Origin of the sequence: Asticcacaulis excentricus CB 48 (assembly GCF_000175215.2) — a bacterium.
GTDB lineage: Bacteria > Pseudomonadota > Alphaproteobacteria > Caulobacterales > Caulobacteraceae > Asticcacaulis > Asticcacaulis excentricus.
The window spans coordinates 1,077,501-1,092,967 of the sequence record NC_014817.1 but is presented as its reverse complement, the minus strand read 5'-3'; the positions used below and the strand labels follow the sequence as shown (position 1 = coordinate 1,092,967).

At 58.9% G+C, this 15,467-nt stretch carries 17 protein-coding genes (1 of these 17 only partly in view); 8 read left to right on the top strand and 9 right to left on the bottom strand.

Features of this window, described 5'->3' with window-relative positions; genetic code table 11:
- Positions 1-75 precede the first annotated feature (75 nt).
- Entirely contained in the window at positions 76-1,284 is a 1,209-nt protein-coding gene (manD, locus tag ASTEX_RS16595; protein ID WP_013480789.1) for a D-mannonate dehydratase ManD, read from the bottom strand.
- 270 nt (positions 1,285-1,554) lie between these two features.
- On the opposite strand from manD, the gene ASTEX_RS16590 reads away from it, so the two are divergent.
- Entirely contained in the window at positions 1,555-2,301 is a 747-nt protein-coding gene (locus ASTEX_RS16590; RefSeq protein ID WP_013480788.1) for a FadR/GntR family transcriptional regulator, read from the top strand.
- Between the two features lie 67 nt (positions 2,302-2,368).
- Here the strand turns inward: ASTEX_RS16590 and ASTEX_RS16585 are convergent, their stop codons facing one another.
- Both ASTEX_RS16585 and ASTEX_RS16580 read right to left on the bottom strand, forming a co-directional pair.
- Positions 2,369-2,629 (bottom strand): GlsB/YeaQ/YmgE family stress response membrane protein, encoded by a 261-nt coding sequence (locus ASTEX_RS16585; RefSeq protein ID WP_013480787.1) that lies wholly within the window; start codon positions 2,627-2,629, stop codon positions 2,369-2,371.
- A 187-nt stretch (positions 2,630-2,816) separates the two neighbouring features.
- A complete protein-coding gene (locus ASTEX_RS16580) occupies positions 2,817-5,945 on the bottom strand; it encodes a TonB-dependent receptor (RefSeq protein WP_013480786.1) in 3,129 nt (1,042 codons plus the stop codon).
- 25 nt (positions 5,946-5,970) lie between these two features.
- Between ASTEX_RS16580 and ASTEX_RS20380 the strand changes: the two genes are divergently transcribed.
- The 4 genes from ASTEX_RS20380 (at position 5,971) to ASTEX_RS16565 (ending at position 9,174) form a co-directional block, all read left to right on the top strand.
- Complete coding sequence (locus tag ASTEX_RS20380; protein ID WP_144004756.1) at positions 5,971-6,450, top strand: hypothetical protein; 480 nt, start codon at positions 5,971-5,973, stop codon at positions 6,448-6,450.
- Between the two features lie 226 nt (positions 6,451-6,676).
- Positions 6,677-7,696, top strand: coding sequence for a methionine ABC transporter ATP-binding protein (locus ASTEX_RS16575; protein WP_013480785.1), 1,020 nt, complete (start codon positions 6,677-6,679; stop codon positions 7,694-7,696).
- Entirely contained in the window at positions 7,693-8,364 is a 672-nt protein-coding gene (locus ASTEX_RS16570; protein WP_013480784.1) for a methionine ABC transporter permease, read from the top strand. The genes ASTEX_RS16575 and ASTEX_RS16570 overlap by 4 nt, the downstream gene beginning before the upstream one ends.
- A gap of 12 nt (positions 8,365-8,376) precedes the next feature.
- Positions 8,377-9,174, top strand: coding sequence for a MetQ/NlpA family ABC transporter substrate-binding protein (locus tag ASTEX_RS16565; protein ID WP_013480783.1), 798 nt, complete (start codon positions 8,377-8,379; stop codon positions 9,172-9,174).
- Here the strand turns inward: ASTEX_RS16565 and ASTEX_RS16560 are convergent.
- Positions 9,158-9,409 (bottom strand): hypothetical protein, encoded by a 252-nt coding sequence (locus ASTEX_RS16560; RefSeq protein WP_013480782.1) that lies wholly within the window; start codon positions 9,407-9,409, stop codon positions 9,158-9,160. The two genes, ASTEX_RS16565 and ASTEX_RS16560, sit on opposite strands and share 17 nt — an antisense overlap.
- Positions 9,410-9,564: 155 nt before the next feature.
- On the opposite strand from ASTEX_RS16560, the gene ASTEX_RS16555 reads away from it, so the two are divergent.
- Entirely contained in the window at positions 9,565-10,116 is a 552-nt protein-coding gene (locus ASTEX_RS16555) for a hypothetical protein (RefSeq protein WP_013480781.1), read from the top strand.
- Between the two features lie 266 nt (positions 10,117-10,382).
- Here the strand turns inward: ASTEX_RS16555 and ASTEX_RS16550 are convergent, their stop codons facing one another.
- Positions 10,383-10,880 carry a PIN domain-containing protein gene (locus tag ASTEX_RS16550; protein WP_013480780.1) on the bottom strand — a complete coding sequence of 166 codons (498 nt, stop codon included), beginning with the start codon at positions 10,878-10,880 and terminating at the stop codon, positions 10,383-10,385.
- Positions 10,880-11,128, bottom strand: coding sequence for a type II toxin-antitoxin system Phd/YefM family antitoxin (locus ASTEX_RS16545; RefSeq protein ID WP_013480779.1), 249 nt, complete (start codon positions 11,126-11,128; stop codon positions 10,880-10,882). Before ASTEX_RS16545 ends, ASTEX_RS16550 begins: the two co-directional genes overlap by 1 nt.
- A gap of 210 nt (positions 11,129-11,338) precedes the next feature.
- Between ASTEX_RS16545 and ASTEX_RS16540 the strand changes: the two genes are divergently transcribed.
- Positions 11,339-12,700 carry a cation:proton antiporter gene (locus ASTEX_RS16540; RefSeq protein WP_013480778.1) on the top strand — a complete coding sequence of 454 codons (1,362 nt, stop codon included), beginning with the start codon at positions 11,339-11,341 and terminating at the stop codon, positions 12,698-12,700.
- Positions 12,701-12,822: 122 nt separating this feature from the next.
- On the opposite strand, the gene ASTEX_RS16535 is transcribed toward ASTEX_RS16540, so the two are convergent.
- From ASTEX_RS16535 to ASTEX_RS16525, 3 genes are all read right to left on the bottom strand, one after another.
- Positions 12,823-14,367 carry a tryptophan halogenase family protein gene (locus ASTEX_RS16535; protein ID WP_013480777.1) on the bottom strand — a complete coding sequence of 515 codons (1,545 nt, stop codon included), beginning with the start codon at positions 14,365-14,367 and terminating at the stop codon, positions 12,823-12,825.
- Between the two features lie 57 nt (positions 14,368-14,424).
- Entirely contained in the window at positions 14,425-14,847 is a 423-nt protein-coding gene (locus ASTEX_RS16530) for a response regulator (RefSeq protein WP_013480776.1), read from the bottom strand.
- Positions 14,848-14,971: 124 nt separating this feature from the next.
- Positions 14,972-15,178, bottom strand: a complete 207-nt coding sequence (locus ASTEX_RS16525; protein ID WP_013480775.1) for a hypothetical protein — start codon at positions 15,176-15,178, stop codon at positions 14,972-14,974.
- 203 nt (positions 15,179-15,381) lie between these two features.
- Here ASTEX_RS16525 and ASTEX_RS16520 point away from each other — a divergent pair, with 203 nt between their 5' ends.
- Positions 15,382-15,467: the 5' portion of a sensor histidine kinase gene (locus ASTEX_RS16520; protein WP_013480774.1), read on the top strand. Its footprint extends 1,063 nt past the window's final position; 86 of the gene's 1,149 nt are visible here — the first part of the coding sequence; its start codon is at positions 15,382-15,384; the stop codon falls past the right edge of the window.

Genomic DNA, 15,467 nt, shown 5'->3' with positions numbered 1-15,467 from the left:
CGAGCTTCGCGACCATTCTCCTCCCCATAAAGTGGGGAGGAGAAGTTATTCGGTCGTCCCACAGGCCCAGAGGCCTTACCAGTTAAACAGCGTGCCGTCCTGCAGGCGGTTCACCGGCAGGTAGGCGCGCTTGTAGGGATACTTCGCCGCCAGGTCCTCATCGATATCGACGCCGAGGCCCGGCGTTTCGGAGACCATCAGGTCGCCCTTGTCGAAATAATAGCCGTGCGGGAATACCTCATCGGTTTCTGGCGTATGGCGCATATATTCCTGAATGCCAAAGTTGGGGATCGAGACGTCAAAATGCAGCGCCGCGGCCATGCAAACCGGCGAAAGGTCGGTCGCACCGTGGCAGCCGGTACGCACGTTGTACAACTCGGCGAAAGAGGCGATCTTTTTCAGGTGCGAAATGCCGCCTGCGTGAACGACCGTGGCGCGGATATAGTCGATCAACTGATTCTGGATCAGGTCCTTTGCGTCCCAGATCGACGAGAAGATTTCCCCGACGGCCAGCGGCGTCGTGGTGTGCTGACGGATCAGTTTGAAATTGTCCTGATTTTCCGCGACGACCGAATCCTCCATCCAGAAGGGACGATAGGGCTCAAGGTCGCGGCCCAGACGACCGGCCTCGATCGGCGTCAGGCGGTGGTGGACGTCGTGCAGCAGATGAACCTCTTCACCCAGTGCCTCACGCGCGGCGGCAAACAGTTTCGGTACCACGCGCATGTAGGCCTCGGTCGACCAGACGTTTTCGGTCGGCAGATCGGCGTCAGCGGGCTCATAGAACATCTTGTCCTTCGACACGCCGTAGGTGGAGGCCAATCCCGGCACGCCGCATTGCAGGCGGATGGCCTTATAGCCCATGGCCTTGTATTCCTGCGCCACTTCGATGGTGTTTTCGATGGAAGTGCCGTTGGCGTGGCCATAGACCATGATGCCGGTGCGCGAACGCCCGCCCAGAAGCTGATATACGGGAAGGCCGGCGATCTTCCCCTTTATGTCCCACAGCGCCATGTCAACGGCGGAAATGGCCGACATGGTCACCGGGCCGCGACGCCAGTAGGCCCCGCGGTAGAGATATTGCCAGATGTCCTCGATTTGCTGCGGGTCGCGCCCGATCAAGCAGGGAATCACATGGTCTTCCAGATAGGAAACGACCGACAGCTCACGCCCGTTCAGCGTGGCGTCACCAATGCCATAGACGCCTTGGTCCGTCATGATCTTGAGCGTGACGAAATTCCGGCCGGGGCAGGTGACGATGACTTTTGCCGATACGATCTTCATGAGACTTACGCCTTAAATTGGTATGACCTATTCGGTCTTATTGCCGTTTCGCTGGCCTGATGGCAAGCATAAACTGCGTAACCCAAGGCGGTCAGTCACTCAGAACGCCCTAAAAAGCCACAAAAATCGCAAGGCAGAGAGGGTGCGCGGAAGAGGGGTAATGCCTGCCGTCGTATTGGTCAGGCCAAAAACGGGCGCCTCTGCCTGTCTTTTCCGTTTCAAAATACATCGCCATGAGGCATAGTCCAGACGAATCCTGATAACGGTCCCATGTCTGACAATCGTAAACGTTATAAACGCATCGCCGACGCCATCGCCGAAGAAATCCGCTCCGGCATCTATAGTGCGGGCGACCGCCTGCCGACAGAGCGCGAGCTGGCCGTGCAGTTCAAGGTCAGCCGCCCCACCCTGCGTGAGGCGATGATCGCGCTGGAGATCTTGGGCTATATCGAGGCGCGCCAGGGCCACGGCATCGTGGTCAAGGCCGTGTCCCCAGATCCTCTGCCCATGTCTGATTCCGAAATCGGGGCCTTTGAGCTGATCGAGGCGCGTCGAATGTTCGAAAGTGAGGTGGCGGCACTGGCGGCCAGCCTGATTACTGATGAACAGCTTGATGATTTGAAAAAGTTGGCGCGGCGCATGGAAGACCCGTCTCCGGCGATTTCCGAGCGCGCAGACCGCGAATTTCATATGCTGATCGCGCAGGTGACGGGCAATGGCGCGATTGTCTCGTCTGTTGAGAATCTGTGGGACTGGCGCTACCGCTCGCCGTTGGCGCGCAACATTCTGGCGCGCACGGCCAATCTCGGCATGAAGGCGCGCGTCGCCGAACACAGCCAGATCATTGAGGCGCTGGAAAAGCGCTCGCCCGACGCGGCACGTCAGGCCATGCGCGAACATATGGACCGCGTGATCGAGCACCTTCTGGCCACGACCGAGCTGGTCGAGGTGGAGAAGGCGCGCGCCGCCGGGGAAGCGCGGCGCAAGGCGCTGGCGAAGCGGTTCCTCAAAGCCTGAAAAACGTAAAACCTGAAAAAGCCTGCCCAATGTGAGCAGGCTTTTCGCATTTAACGCTTCAGGCGCGTCACGCCCGGCGGCCACGCAACATGCGGCTAAGCCCGATCAGCAGACACGCCCCGATGACACCGGCAATCAGGTAGCCGATGACGCCGCCGAACGAGATGCCGAGGATGGCCAGCAACCCATTGGCTACGGCGGCCCCGATGACCCCCAGCAGGATGTTCATGAACAGACCCTGTTCGGACTTCATCAGTTGTTCGGCGATCCAGCCGGCAAAAGCGCCGACGATCAGGGCTGTCAGCCAGCCGATGGAATTTTCGTTCATGGAAATAGCCTCCTCAAAAAGTCAGGAGCCGATAGGCTCGTGTACTGAGGTTCACCCTCTCACGCGTCTGATAAGGCCAAAATGCCGCCGTGGGGCCGTCGCATAAAAACCGCGCAAGGCTCAGGATACAAAAAACCACCGCCTGTGAGACACAGGCGGCGGGTGAGTTTGGGAGGAAATAAAGCGCTTAACGCTTAATCGTGAAGCCAGCGAAGAATCGGCGGCCGAAATAGCCCAGTTCGGTCAGGCGGGTACCCCCGGCGGTGGTCAGTTCTTCTTCCTTGGTCAGGTTCTTGCCCTCAATAAAGAGGCTCAGACCCTTGGCATTCCGGGGCTTCCAGGTGACCTTGCCGTCCAGATAGCCGGTCGGGTCGCGGTAGAGTGGCTGACCGTAGCTGTCGGCGGCGCTGACTAGCCACTTTGAACGGTAGTTATAAGCCAGACGCGCATTGAATTCGCCCTTATCGTACCAGAGGGTCGCGTTGTAGCTATCCGACGACAGACCAGGGAAGGGCAGGGGGGAGTTGTCAATCTGGCTGTACAGGCCGACGTCCTTGGCTTCCTGATAGGTGTAGTTGACATCGGCACCGAAGCCCGACATCCAGCCCGGCAGGAATGTGAAGGCGGTTTTGGCCGTCAGTTCCAGACCCGAAATCTTGGCACCATCTCCGTTGATATAGGTCTGGACGTAGTAGAGGGTACCGTCGCCGAAATAGTCCATCTTACCGACGCTGACGCGCGATGACACATAGAACTGTTTGATATCTTTATAGAAGAAACCTGCGGTGAATTGTGTATCCTTGTTGGGATAGTATTCGAAACTCAGATCATACTGGTCGGCGCGATAGGGCTTAAGAGCCGGATTGCCACCAACACAGCTATCGGCATCGTCCTCAGCGGTCCCATCATTGGTATAGTTAATGGTGCAGGTCACCGAGGGCATCAGATAGTTAATCAGCGGGCGCGCCATCAACTTGGCGAAGCCGGTACGCATCGACAGTTTGTTCGGAACGAACCAGACCCCCATGTTAAAGCTCGGCAGCCAGACCGTGTAATCCTTCGCCATCGAGGTCTGCGAATTACCCACAGTGTAGGTCGTAGCAACGTTGGCACTGTTGTAGCGAATTTCCTGCCGCGTAATCGTGCCGGTCGCTGAGGTTTCCGTATGGACGCGGCGGACCCCGAAGTTGCCGCTTACATCCCATCCGTTGAACGGAAACGCGTAGTTGGCCTTCAGGTACTGGGCGTCGGTAGTTTCCTCGACCCGGTAAGGAATCTGAGCATAGGACTTGCCATCATTGCCGGTCGTCGTTTCGAGATTGTCGAGATTAAAGTGCGACGTATCAAGATACTGAGCGACCGAGTTGAAGTCCGGATAGAGCCAGGTTGACGGTATGGCCCCGCCCCCAAAATAGAAGTTGGACGGCAGAGGGGTCATGGCGCTCGTGAACACCGTGTTTGAGAAGCTTTTTGACCAGCTCTCTGTAGTTGACCAGTAGCCCGTAGCGTAAGCGGCTGCGGCTGCGGCTGCGGCGGTTTGATCGGCCGTCTGTGTTGACGAGACGGTAGCGGTCGAATTGACGGCGTTGCTGTAGATGACGGTATCGTCCGTCGCCGAACTCAGATTGCTGCCCGCACTCAAAAGGAATCCGCCGTACCCATAACCCTGGGTCTGGTATTTGGTGGCGCGTGCCCCCCACTCTACCTTTTCTATCACCGGGAACTTGGTCTCGTAATCGAAATCGAGCTTGTACTGCTGCTCTTCGGAGTGGGCGTTCGAGGGCCGGTACTGGATTTGCCACTGGCTGACGGCCGAAGCATCATTAGGGCTGTAGCCGGACGGGAAGGTAAAGGTCGGCGCGCCGCGCGAGTCCAGTTTCACGATGAGACCGGGCACGTTGTAGCTGACGCTGACATTGTTGGTTTGGGTCACGACATCGGATTCTGAATTCGAGCCCTGGAACTCGACCTGAAGCGACTCGCCCTTATAGTTGGCGCCGTAACTGATGTAGTCACTCTTGGTGTCTTGTGCAAAGTCACGGGCGCTGACGCTGAAGGCATTGGAACCACCCCGCCCGGACGTAGCCAGACAGTTACCTGCGGTATATTGCACCACATTGTGGTTTGCATCGACCACGGTCGATCCGGAAGGGATTGTCGAGGAACAGGCCGAATTGGTGGCGGAGGTGACGTTGTAAAGACGGGTGGTCGAGGTGAAGTCGGTCCCGTAATTGATGTCGTTCAGACGCTGGCTGCGGGTGTTACGGTTGTAGCTGAGGAAGGCGTCCAGACGATCAGTGAAGCGGTATTGCGCCGTAAATTCCGCCGACATGCGCTCATCGTTGCGTGTCCAGACCCCATAGCGTGCGACGCGCGGGCTATAATCGTACCACTGCGACAGGCAGTTATTGCGTTGGGTCGTAATCGCGCTGCCCGAGCCAGCATAGGCGGTGTTACATCCGGCCTGGGTGGTGATGGCATTATAGGCCGCGATGTTGGCCGCTGTGTCGGTTGCCGAGAAATAGTTGGATGTTTTTTCCGCTGAGCCGTCGAAATCCGCTAGGCGCACCCATGCCGTATTGCGCAGATAGTCACCCCGCGTATCGACATTGTCAAAGGTCACATTCGCCATTAGACCCAGCTTGCCATCCAGCAGCTTGGTCGCACCGAAGAAGTTGGTGCGCGGCTTCCAGCCATCGACTGTGTCAAGGTTTTGCAGCGAGCCGGTGATCGAGAAGGTCGGCTTTTTGAAATCGAGTGGTTTGCGTGTCTTGACACTGACCGTGCCGCCGACACCGCCTTCGGTCATATCAGCCGTAAAGCCTTTGAATACATCAATCGACTGCACCAGTTCCGAGGCCAGTTCCCGGAAGTCGTTGGAACGACCGCCGCCGCCATAGACAGAGACGTTGCCAGCGGTTGAGAGCGTGCTCATGCCGTTGATTTCGATACGGTTCAGATCGGGCTCGACCCCACGGATCGACACCCCGGAGCCTTCACCGAAATCGCGAGCCAGTTGAACTCCGGTTATACGGCCCAGCGCTTCGCCGACATTCTTATCCGGGAACTGCGCAATATCATCGGCCACGATGGAGTCAGAGACCGTACCGGCCTTTTTCTTGCGATTGATCGCCGATTGCTGCGATTGACGCGTGCCGGTGACGATGACGGTTTCAATGTCTTCTTTGGCCGGGGCAGCGGGGGCGGCCTCCTGCGCAAAAGCGACACCGCTGAGGCCCAGCAGGGCAACCGCGGTCAGGGCGGAGGCGCTTTTCAGGCGCGCGGAAAGGAGGCGGGGGGAGGGGCTGCGGATCATAGCTTGGGGCTCCTGAGCAATCTGCGTGGCGGTCGCCCGGCGGCCGTCCGGGGAGGGGGACGACGGCGCGCGGGCACCGGCGGATACATCGAACGGGAGACAGCCCAGACGCCGCTATCCCGCCGGACAGGTTCGGGCACGACGCAGAACCGGTGGCGAAAGAAGGGGGTGGAGCGACACAAACGGCTCCGGAAAGGGGCGAGTCTCCCTCATCGCTGCTTTTGGGCCTGCCCTTGGGTTTGTACCCTCGTGGCGCGATGATCAATTTATCAGCGTCGCGAACATTTACGATCAAAAACGATCAGTCAAGTCCTCCGCTATAAATAGCGCTGCTATTTTTATGAAAATGTCAAATATCATCGTTTCATGGGCAAAAATGGCACATAATATTTCAAAAGTGGATCAAATTTGGCCAAAACATGACGTCAAAAATAACAAATATATTAAAAAAATTGATGCAAATGCAAATTTAATACTTGTTAAAAACACGTGTTTTTATAAGTGATATATTTATACTTACTACAATGCCGTGTTTAAAGGTGTCAGCGTCAATATGAGAGTCTAAATTTGACGCCGTGTTTAATTTTCAGATTTGAAATATTCAAATTGTGTCAAAAATGATCATCATTCTGAGACAAGAAACCGGGGCGTGGCCCCAGTTTAGAAAGCGTCACCGCTTCGCGCAGAAAAACACGCTTCACAGGCCGCGACAGGCGCTCTAAGACCGCCTGATGGTTTCAGATGTGCACAATCCGGCTTCGGTCATCGGCTTACGCGGCGTGACCCGGCGTTTCGTCTCCAAGGGCGCCGTTCAGGCGGCTCTTGATGGCGTCGATCTCGATATCGCACGCGGCGAGGTGTTTGGCATTATCGGCCCGTCGGGGTCCGGCAAATCGACCCTGATCCGCCTGCTCAACCGGCTGGAAACGCCCAGCGAAGGCCGGGTGGAGGTCAATGGCGTCGATCTCAGCGGTCTAGATGCGCGCGCCCTGTCGGCCCTGCGGCACAAGATGGGGATGATTTTTCAATCGTTCGGCTTGTTGTCGAGCAAGACAGCCCTGCAAAACGTCACCTATGCGCTGGAGCTGGCTGGGACGGGCACCCCCGCCAGCCGCCGGCAGCGCGCGCTTGACCTGCTCGATCGCGTTGGCCTCAGCGCCCACGCGCAGAAATACCCGGCGCAGCTTTCGGGCGGCCAGAAGCAGCGCGTGGCCATTGCCCGCGCGCTTGCCAATGCACCGGACATCCTGCTGTGCGACGAAGCAACTTCGGCGCTCGATCCGGAGGCGACGCAAGGCATACTGACGCTTGTGGCCGAACTGAACCGCGAACTGGGCCTAACCATCGTGCTGGTGACGCATGAGATGGAGGTGGTGCGTCAGGTGTGCGACCGCGTGGCCGTGCTCGATCACGGGCGGCTGGCTGAGGTCGGTGCGGTCGAACAGGTGCTGTTCGCCCCGGTGAGCGCCGCCGGTCGCGCCCTGTCCAAACACATTCTGCCGCCACCGCCCGACGGGGTGGGGGAAGGCGCGGTCACCCTGACCTATTTCGGCGAGGTGGTCTATTCCGACGCCCTGTCAGCGGCCGTGCATGGGCTTCAGGCGCGCTTCAGCGTCCTGTCCGGGCAGGTGTCGCACCTCAAATCCGGTCCCTATGGCCATATGATCGTCGACATGGCCGGACCGGACCGCGCCGAAGCGCTGGCGCGTCTGCGGGCGCGCGGCGTCAGCGTGACGGAGGCGGCCAAATGATAAGCCCTGACTTTTTTGCCAATATCGACCCGGTGGAAATCGCCCGCGCCAGCGGTGAGACGCTCGGCATGGTCGGCGCGTCTCTGCTGCTCAGCCTCGCACTTGGCCTGCCTCTGGGTGTCTGGCTGTCGGTCACCAGCCGTCAGGGCTTAAGCCCCAATCCGCTCCTCTATGGCCTGCTTAGTTTTGCGGTCAATGTGCTGCGCTCCATCCCTTTTGTGATCCTGTTTATCCTGCTGATCCCGGTCACTCTGGCACTGGTCGGCACGTCTTTGGGCGTGAAGGGGGCCATTCCGCCTCTGGTGCTGGGGGCGGCGCCGTTTCTGGCGCGGCTGGTCGAAAGCGCCCTGCGCGAAGTCGATCGTTCGGTCATCGAGGCGACGCAGGCGCTGGGGGCCTCAAAGCGTCAGATCATCCTGCACACCCTTCTGCCCGAAGCCCTGCCGGGCCTGATCGCGGCCGCGACCGTGACGGCCATCGCGCTGGTTTCCTATACGGCCATGGCCGGTGTGGTGGGGGCGGGTGGCCTCGGCGACCTTGCCGTGCGCTATGGCTATCAACGCTTCCAGACCGATGTCATGGTGGTGACGGTGGTGCTGATCATTGCCCTGGTTCAGGGTCTGCAAATGCTGGGCGATGCGCTGGTGGCGCGCGTCTCAAAGAAATAAGGGGAACTCATCATGTTGTCTCGTCGTCATCTTATCCTGACCGGTGTCGCCGCCTCCGCTCTGGCCGCCTGCGGCAAACCGGCCACGAAGGGCAATGTCCTCAGCGTCGCCGCCACCGCCGTGCCGCACGCGGAAATCCTCAAGGTCATCACCCCTGATCTGGCGGCGAAGGGCATCACGCTCGATGTCAAGGTTTTCAACGACTATGTGCAGCCGAACCTTCAGGTCGATCAGGGCCTGATCGACGCCAACTATTTCCAGACCCTGCCCTATCTCGACTCGTTCAATAAAGAGCGCGGCACTAAACTGGTCACCGTGGTCGGCGTGCATGTCGAGCCCTTCGGCGGTTATTCGCGCAAACATAAGGTGATTGCCGATCTGCCGCAGGGCGCGGTCATCGCCGTCCCCAATGATGCCTCGAACACCGGGCGCGCCCTGATCCTGCTGCACAAAAACGGACTGATTACACTGAAAGATCCCAGCAACATCAATGCGACTTTGAAAGACATCGCCGGTAACCCTAAGGGCTTTGCGTTCAAGGAGCTGGAATCGCCGTCCCTGCCTCGCGTCCTGCCGGAAGTTGATCTGGCCCTGATCAACACCAACTACGCGCTGGACGCCAAGCTGGACCCCAAGAAAGACGCCCTGATCATCGAAGGGTCTGACAGCCCGTACATCAACTATCTGGTGGCGCGCTCCGATGAGACAGACGACCCGCGTATCAGGGCGCTAGCCGAGGCCCTGACCTCACAAAAGGTTAAGGACTTCATCGCTAAAACGTATAATGGCGCGGTCATTCCGGCGTTTTAGTTGACACCATTTCCTCAAGGCGAGTGAGACGTGACGTGAGCAAATTGAGGGTGATGAAGTGCAAGTAGAGCAGGATGATATAACCGACGTAAGGGATGAGGATTAGCAGCGCAATCCAGGCGCGCCGGGGGTCGAGTTGTCTCAGTACAATGTAATAGCTGAGACCCAACAATCCCTGGATCAGGACCCAGACAACGATGAATGGTATCAACTGAATCGCTATCGACGTGTCCATAGTCCTTCGCCCTTACCTCTAGAGTGGTTAAAGCGGTCGCACAGGGTGGTGCGACTGTCCAGCCCGCAACGCTCTTTTGGGTGCGTCAGAATTTTCATATGGCGCGACATGGGTTTCTGCGGCATGTTCGAGACAGAACGTCCGGAGAGACACTCATGGTTGACCCGATGAAAATGACCCATGCCGCGGTGACTTCGGGTCGCCTCTGGCGTCGGGGTGTGTGGAGCGCGGCCCTGCTGCTGTGGTTGGTCCCGCTCATCGCCATGCGCGTTACGACGCAGGTGCAATGGACTGCGTTTGATTTCGCTGTTTTCGGCGCGATGCTGATCGCCGGGGCAGGGGCCTTCGATCTGGTGACCCGCCTGTCGGGCAGTCTGGTCTTCCGCGCCGCGGCGGGTGTGGCTCTGTTGGGCGCATTTTTGCTCGTGTGGATCAACCTGGCCGTTGGCATGCTGGGCAGCGAAGATAATCCGGCCAATCTTATCTATGCTCTTGCTCTCGCTGTCGGGGGCATCGGGGCCGTCCTAGTCCGGTTTCAGGCGCGCGGTCTGGCGGGGGTGATGCTCGCCGTCGCCGGAGTACAGGCGGCGGTGGCTATTGCGTCCTATGTCCTCGGCTACGAGGCGCTTGTGCTGAATGGCAGTTTTGTTGCCATCTGGCTGCTTTCGGCTTGGTTGTTTCACATGGCCGCAAAGGGATCCGCCTGATCACTTCTTCATTCTGATCATACGGTAAAAGAAGTAAATCAACGCCAAAGCAGCGATAGCTAAAGACGCCGCTTCGATCCCCGTGCTAAATCGCTGCGGGAATATGCCTTCACCATTCAAATAGCGTAACACTATCAGTCCACCGAACACGGTAAACATTATCAAACCGGTTGCAAAGCCGAGAACCCTTAACCAAGGCCGCACACGTCTCTCCCCCAAAGCCCAAGGGTTTCTTAGTTAAGGGTTAGTCAGGCGACAAGCAAGACTCAAAATCTGACAAACAGGTTGCGGAACCATTGCGGGCCGGAGCGTGAGGCTTCGCGCCAGTCGGCGGAGGTGTCGGCCTCTTCGGGCGTATAGCCGAACGGGTTGAAGGTCTTGACCTTGCCCGCCTTGAAGGCTGCCGGTGAGGGGGTAACGAGCGTCAGGCCGTGCACGGCGGCGGTTGCGGCCATCAGCGCATCGCGGGAATCGCTCATATTCAGGGCCGCCCGGCGTCGGGCCACCGCTGCATCTATGGGCAGAATGTGGTTTTCAAAAGCGCGCGGCACCTGGTCGTCCAGCCATTGGCGCAGCAGACGCCCGCTTTCGGAGTCCCGCTTTTCGGCGGCCGCGACACTGGTTTCTATCTCCAGCAGGCTGAGCACCGACAGAAACAGGTGCTGACGCCCGATCCCCAACGCCCAGCGCGTCAGGCCGGGATCGGTGTCACCGGCCTTGGCCTTGCGCAGTTCCATAACGATGGGGGTGTCGAGGAGGTACATTAAACAGTTCCCTGACGGTCCCAGCCATCCCCGGCGCGGGCGGCGTCGAGGTCAATCGGCACCCCTTCGCTGAGCGCCAGCAGATCGACCAGGGTCTCTGTCTGACCCGATAGGCCGCGATAGGCCTCAAAGCTCAAAAGGACGTGAGTCGGCTTGCCCCGGTCGGTGATAAACACGGGTTCGGACAGGGCGGCGCGTTTGGCGCTGCCGACATCCTGATTGAATTCCCGGCTGGAAAAGGTCGTCACTTTGCACCTACGTTGCTACAAATGAGCGCGCTAATATGTAGTGACGTTACTACAATGTGTCCGATTGGCAACAATTTTCAAACGCGGGATTTCAAACCATTTTTTTAGCCGGCAACCGGTTGCGCTCGGTCGGATTTGTGTGTCTGTCTCAGCGACCGGTTTCGCCCCAAAGAAGACCGAACATAGATCATTCAGGGATGACAGACACGCATGACCGTCGCCACACCCGATATGTGGGCTCACACGCTTGAGACCATCACCACTATCCTGTCGCCGCATGGGCCAAACGGCACCTATAATGCCAACGACTTCAGTATCCGCTTTTTTCTGCAAATCGGCCTGATCATTCTGGCGTGCCGAGTGGTGGGCTGGCTGGGTCAGAAGTTCCTGGCGCAGCCGCAGGTGGTCGGCGAGATGATCGCCGGCGTTATTCTCGGGCCATCGCTGCTGGGGCTTTTGTTTCCAGATCTTCAGGGGGCCATCTTCCCCAAGGAAAGCCGCAACGTCCTCTATGTCGGGGCGCAACTGGGCGTTGGTCTTTACATGTTCCTCGTCGGTTGCACCTTCCGCGCCGACCATTTCGCGCAAAAGGGTAGGAGCGCCGCGGCGGTCTCGTTTTCGGGCATTACGGTGCCGTTTTTGATGGCCTTGCTGATCACGCCGTGGCTTCTGACCGTGCCAGGCCTGTTTGCCGAAGGTATCTCGCGGTTCAACGCCACCCTGTTTATGGGGGCCTGTATCGCGCTGACCGCCTTCCCCATGCTGGCGCGCATTATAAATGAGCGGGGTCTGGCCAATTCCTCTCTGGGCACCTTGTCCCTGACCGCCGGTGCCTTTGATGACGCCGTGTCCTGGTGCGTGCTGGCCATTGTGCTGGCCACGTTTGGCGGCGGGCCGGGCATTGCTGTGCTGGCCATTGGGGGCGGCCTGTTGTGGACCCTGTTCGTCGTGTTCGCCGGTAAGCGCCTGCTGGCACCGTTGGGGCGCATGGTAGAAGACCGCGGCGAGATGAGCCACACGGTGCTAGCCATCACCCTGATCGCCTTTGCCACATCGGCCTTTGTGATGGACGCGGTGGGCATCCACGCCATCTTCGGGGGCTTCATTCTGGGCACGGTCATGCCGCGCGGCAAGTTCACCGAAGAATTGAAAAAGAAGGTCGAGCCGCTGACGGTCATCCTGCTCTTGCCGATGTTCTTCACCTATTCGGGGCTGAATACGCGCCTCGACATGGTCAATAATCTCGAACTGCTGCTGATCGCTCTAGCCATTCTGGCCGTGTCGATTCTCGCCAAGTTCGGGGCTTGCTATGCCGCCGCGCGCCTGACCGGCGAAGACAATCGCACGGCGCTGGGCATCGGCGCGCTGATGAATTCCCGCGGGTTGATGGAGCTGATCATTATCAATATCGGCCTGCAAAAGGGTATTATCGGGCCGGCCCTGTTCTCGATGCTTGTGCTTATGGCCATTGTTACCACTGTCATGGCCTCACCGCTGTTCGAAGCCGTCTATGGCCGCAAAGCCCGCGAAAGCGGAGAGCTTGGGGCTCTGCCGGAGAGGTCGCCGGACTAAAGGTGGCCTATCGAAGTTAGTATCCGTATAGTGTTAAGATCGGAAAGACCCTTATCAACGCATCTCATCTTCGCTTCGTGCGGCTCCCTTCCCCAGCAAGCTGGGAAGTATGAGAAGAGCAGCTACGCTGACTCTGCAAAGCCCTCGGCGTAAATTTGTCGGATCAGGGTGCGGTGCGGGGGCAGGTCCAACGTCGCGCGTTCGCCGAAGTTATGGATCTTGGCAAAGGTCCGGTTGGCGTCCTCCACATGCGGGAACTGGTCGCGCGCCCCGCTGAGGTCGGTCCGGTAGCCCATCCCGTAGAGAATGTACTGATAGTTGAAGAAGGCGAAGGTTTCGACGTCGATCAAAAAATCGAACCGGCTTGGCGGCCGGTAACGCCACTGGTCCAGCAACTCGCGCAATCGGTCGGGCCAAGTCTGCGGATCGGCATTGTCCCGCCAGAAGGCCTCGCTGCGGCGGCTCAGCGCGTAGTGCAGCTTGAGGAAATTGACGATATGCTCGTAACGCGCCGTCATCAAGGCGTTGAAACGCCGTGCCGGGGCATCGATAGGGCCGGCATGAGGGAACAGTTCGGCGATCATGGCCACGGCGACCTCGATCATTACGATGCCGGTCGATTCCAGCGGCTCCATAAAGCCACCCGCCAGACCCACCGCCACGCAGTTGCCGATCCACGGACGCTCGCGGTAGCCGGGCTCAAACGCAATCTCGCGCAGGTTTAGCGGGGCTTTGCTGCCCACATAACGGTGCAGCGTCGCTTCAGCCTCATCGTCGCTGGTGTGGTCGGTCGAGTAGGTGTAGCCGATGCCGCGCTGCCCAACGAGGCCGATATCCCAAGTCCAGCCTGCCGAGTGGCCCGTGGCCACCGTATAGCTTTCGATGGGGGTATCCGGGCGTTCATAGGGTGCCTTGCACGCCAGCGCCTTATTGGTGAACAGCGTGTCGCGTACGGAACGGAAGGGCGAGCCCAGCGCCTTGCCGATCAGTTCGGCCCGAAAGCCCGAACAGTCGATATAGAGGTCCGCCCTGAGCACCTCGCCGTCGGCGACGATGTGGTCGATCTGCCCCGTGTGGTCCAGCACCACCCCATCGAGCCGCGCCGGCTTATGCAACACCCCCAAGGCGACGGCGCGTTCGGCCAACACCTCGGCCAACTGATACGCGTCGAAATGGTAGGCATAGTTGAGCGGGCCAGCGAAATCGCCTTCGTGCGGGCGTTTGGGTGCGCGCCGCGCCTCGGCCACACGCTTCTGAAAAGTCACGGCCTCCGCAAAGGGCTTGCGCGTCGCTTCGTCCTGCAACAGCCAGTAAGGGACCAACCCTTCGCCTTCGGTATAATAGGGGGCTTCAAACGGGTGGAAATAGTGCGAATGTTGCCCGTTGACCGGGGTCTTTACCCAGTCGGCAAAACGGATTCCTTGTTTGAAGGTGGCGGTGGTGCGCCGCATAAACCTTGCTTCGTCGATGCCGATGAATTTCAGCGTCTGGCGGATGGTGGGGAAGGTGCCTTCACCGACGCCGACACTGTTGATCTCCGGTGACTCCACCAGCACGAGCTCAAGGCGCGGCTGACGATTGAGGTCGAAATAACGCGCCAGATAGGCCGCGGCTAGCCATCCGGCCGTACCGCCCCCCAGGATCAATAGTCTGCGCTTGCCCGTCATGGGTTTGAGTATGCGACGTTTTTAGGGGATCAGCAACGGTCTGTCGCTGCGGGTCCGTTACCGGCTGGGCATCAGGCGGAACAGTTCAAACATCTCCTGCAAGACGTTAAAGTCAATAGGTTTGACCAGATGCAGGTCAAAACCGGCTTCGGCGGTTTCGCGACGGCGCGCAGAATCACCCCAGCCGGTCTGGGCAATGATCTTGCAGCGGCGCGTGCTTGGATCGATCCGCAAGGCGCGCGCCACGCTTAACCCGTCAATTTCCGGCATCCCCAGATCTAGCAGCACGACGTCAGGATGAAAGCTGCGCGCCGTGTCTATTGCGCTTAGGCCGTCGAAACAGGTCCGCACTATATCGCCCCACGACTCGATGGCCCAGCTTAATGTCAGCGCCGAGGCCTGATTGTCGTCCACGACCAGCACCTTCAGGGGGGCGGGCGCGGGGGTAGCGGTGCGCTGACGCGCTTCACAGTCAAGCATGACAAACCTTTGATAACAATGATTTTTCTAGCGTCGCCCTGAACAGCGCGGCCTGTCCTTAACCGTAAAGGACGTAAAAAATCAGTATTGACTGTCCTGTGTCACGCGACGCTGCCGCACCCCTTCAGATGTGCCTCTGCGGCTTTCGAATACGGCGCAGCGCTTTGCGCGTCGCCCTGACGCGCTCGTTCTCACGGATCGGGGGCTGGCTGTCGTTACTCAGCAGGTGTTCGTCCGTTGTGCCTTCCGGGGGAAAGGGATCGCTGTCGTGGCCTTTCTCTTCGGCGTTCTGAGTGATCTCTTCGGGCGTGGGCGAGCGGTGTTCGGTCATGCTGTCTCCTTTCCCCTGGAAAATTGGGTGCAAAGGCATAAGGCGAAAATGGCGAGCCGCGTGCAGGTTGTGAACAGGGTGTAAGGGCGACGGGCCCTCCCTGATAAAAGATCAAAAAACAGGTGGTTACGCTGCATTTTTCGATTCAATCCGGAGGCGATCTGTTTTAGGTTCGCTGCGCCAGAGGGCAAACGGAGGCTGATATGACGACGGTCAGGACGGCTCAGACACCATCCGCTGTGGGCGAGACGCCGCGGCCCTCTATCCTCATTGTCGATGACCGCTGGCA

Excerpts from the sequence above, each read along its gene's own strand:
- manD (WP_013480789.1), bottom strand. The coding sequence starts at position 1,284 with ATGAAGATCGTATCGGCAAAAGTCATCGTCACCTGCCCCGGCCGGAAT.
- ASTEX_RS16590 (WP_013480788.1), top strand. The coding sequence starts at position 1,555 with ATGTCTGACAATCGTAAACGTTATAAACGCATCGCCGACGCCATCGCC.
- ASTEX_RS16585 (WP_013480787.1), bottom strand. The coding sequence starts at position 2,629 with ATGAACGAAAATTCCATCGGCTGGCTGACAGCCCTGATCGTCGGCGCT.
- ASTEX_RS16580 (WP_013480786.1), bottom strand. The coding sequence starts at position 5,945 with ATGATCCGCAGCCCCTCCCCCCGCCTCCTTTCCGCGCGCCTGAAAAGC.
- ASTEX_RS16575 (WP_013480785.1), top strand. The coding sequence starts at position 6,677 with ATGGTTTCAGATGTGCACAATCCGGCTTCGGTCATCGGCTTACGCGGC.
- ASTEX_RS16570 (WP_013480784.1), top strand. The coding sequence starts at position 7,693 with ATGATAAGCCCTGACTTTTTTGCCAATATCGACCCGGTGGAAATCGCC.
- ASTEX_RS16565 (WP_013480783.1), top strand. The coding sequence starts at position 8,377 with ATGTTGTCTCGTCGTCATCTTATCCTGACCGGTGTCGCCGCCTCCGCT.
- ASTEX_RS16560 (WP_013480782.1), bottom strand. The coding sequence starts at position 9,409 with ATGGACACGTCGATAGCGATTCAGTTGATACCATTCATCGTTGTCTGG.
- ASTEX_RS16555 (WP_013480781.1), top strand. The coding sequence starts at position 9,565 with ATGGTTGACCCGATGAAAATGACCCATGCCGCGGTGACTTCGGGTCGC.
- ASTEX_RS16550 (WP_013480780.1), bottom strand. The coding sequence starts at position 10,880 with ATGTACCTCCTCGACACCCCCATCGTTATGGAACTGCGCAAGGCCAAG.
- ASTEX_RS16540 (WP_013480778.1), top strand. The coding sequence starts at position 11,339 with ATGACCGTCGCCACACCCGATATGTGGGCTCACACGCTTGAGACCATC.
- ASTEX_RS16535 (WP_013480777.1), bottom strand. The coding sequence starts at position 14,367 with ATGACGGGCAAGCGCAGACTATTGATCCTGGGGGGCGGTACGGCCGGA.
- ASTEX_RS16530 (WP_013480776.1), bottom strand. The coding sequence starts at position 14,847 with ATGCTTGACTGTGAAGCGCGTCAGCGCACCGCTACCCCCGCGCCCGCC.
- ASTEX_RS16525 (WP_013480775.1), bottom strand. The coding sequence starts at position 15,178 with ATGACCGAACACCGCTCGCCCACGCCCGAAGAGATCACTCAGAACGCC.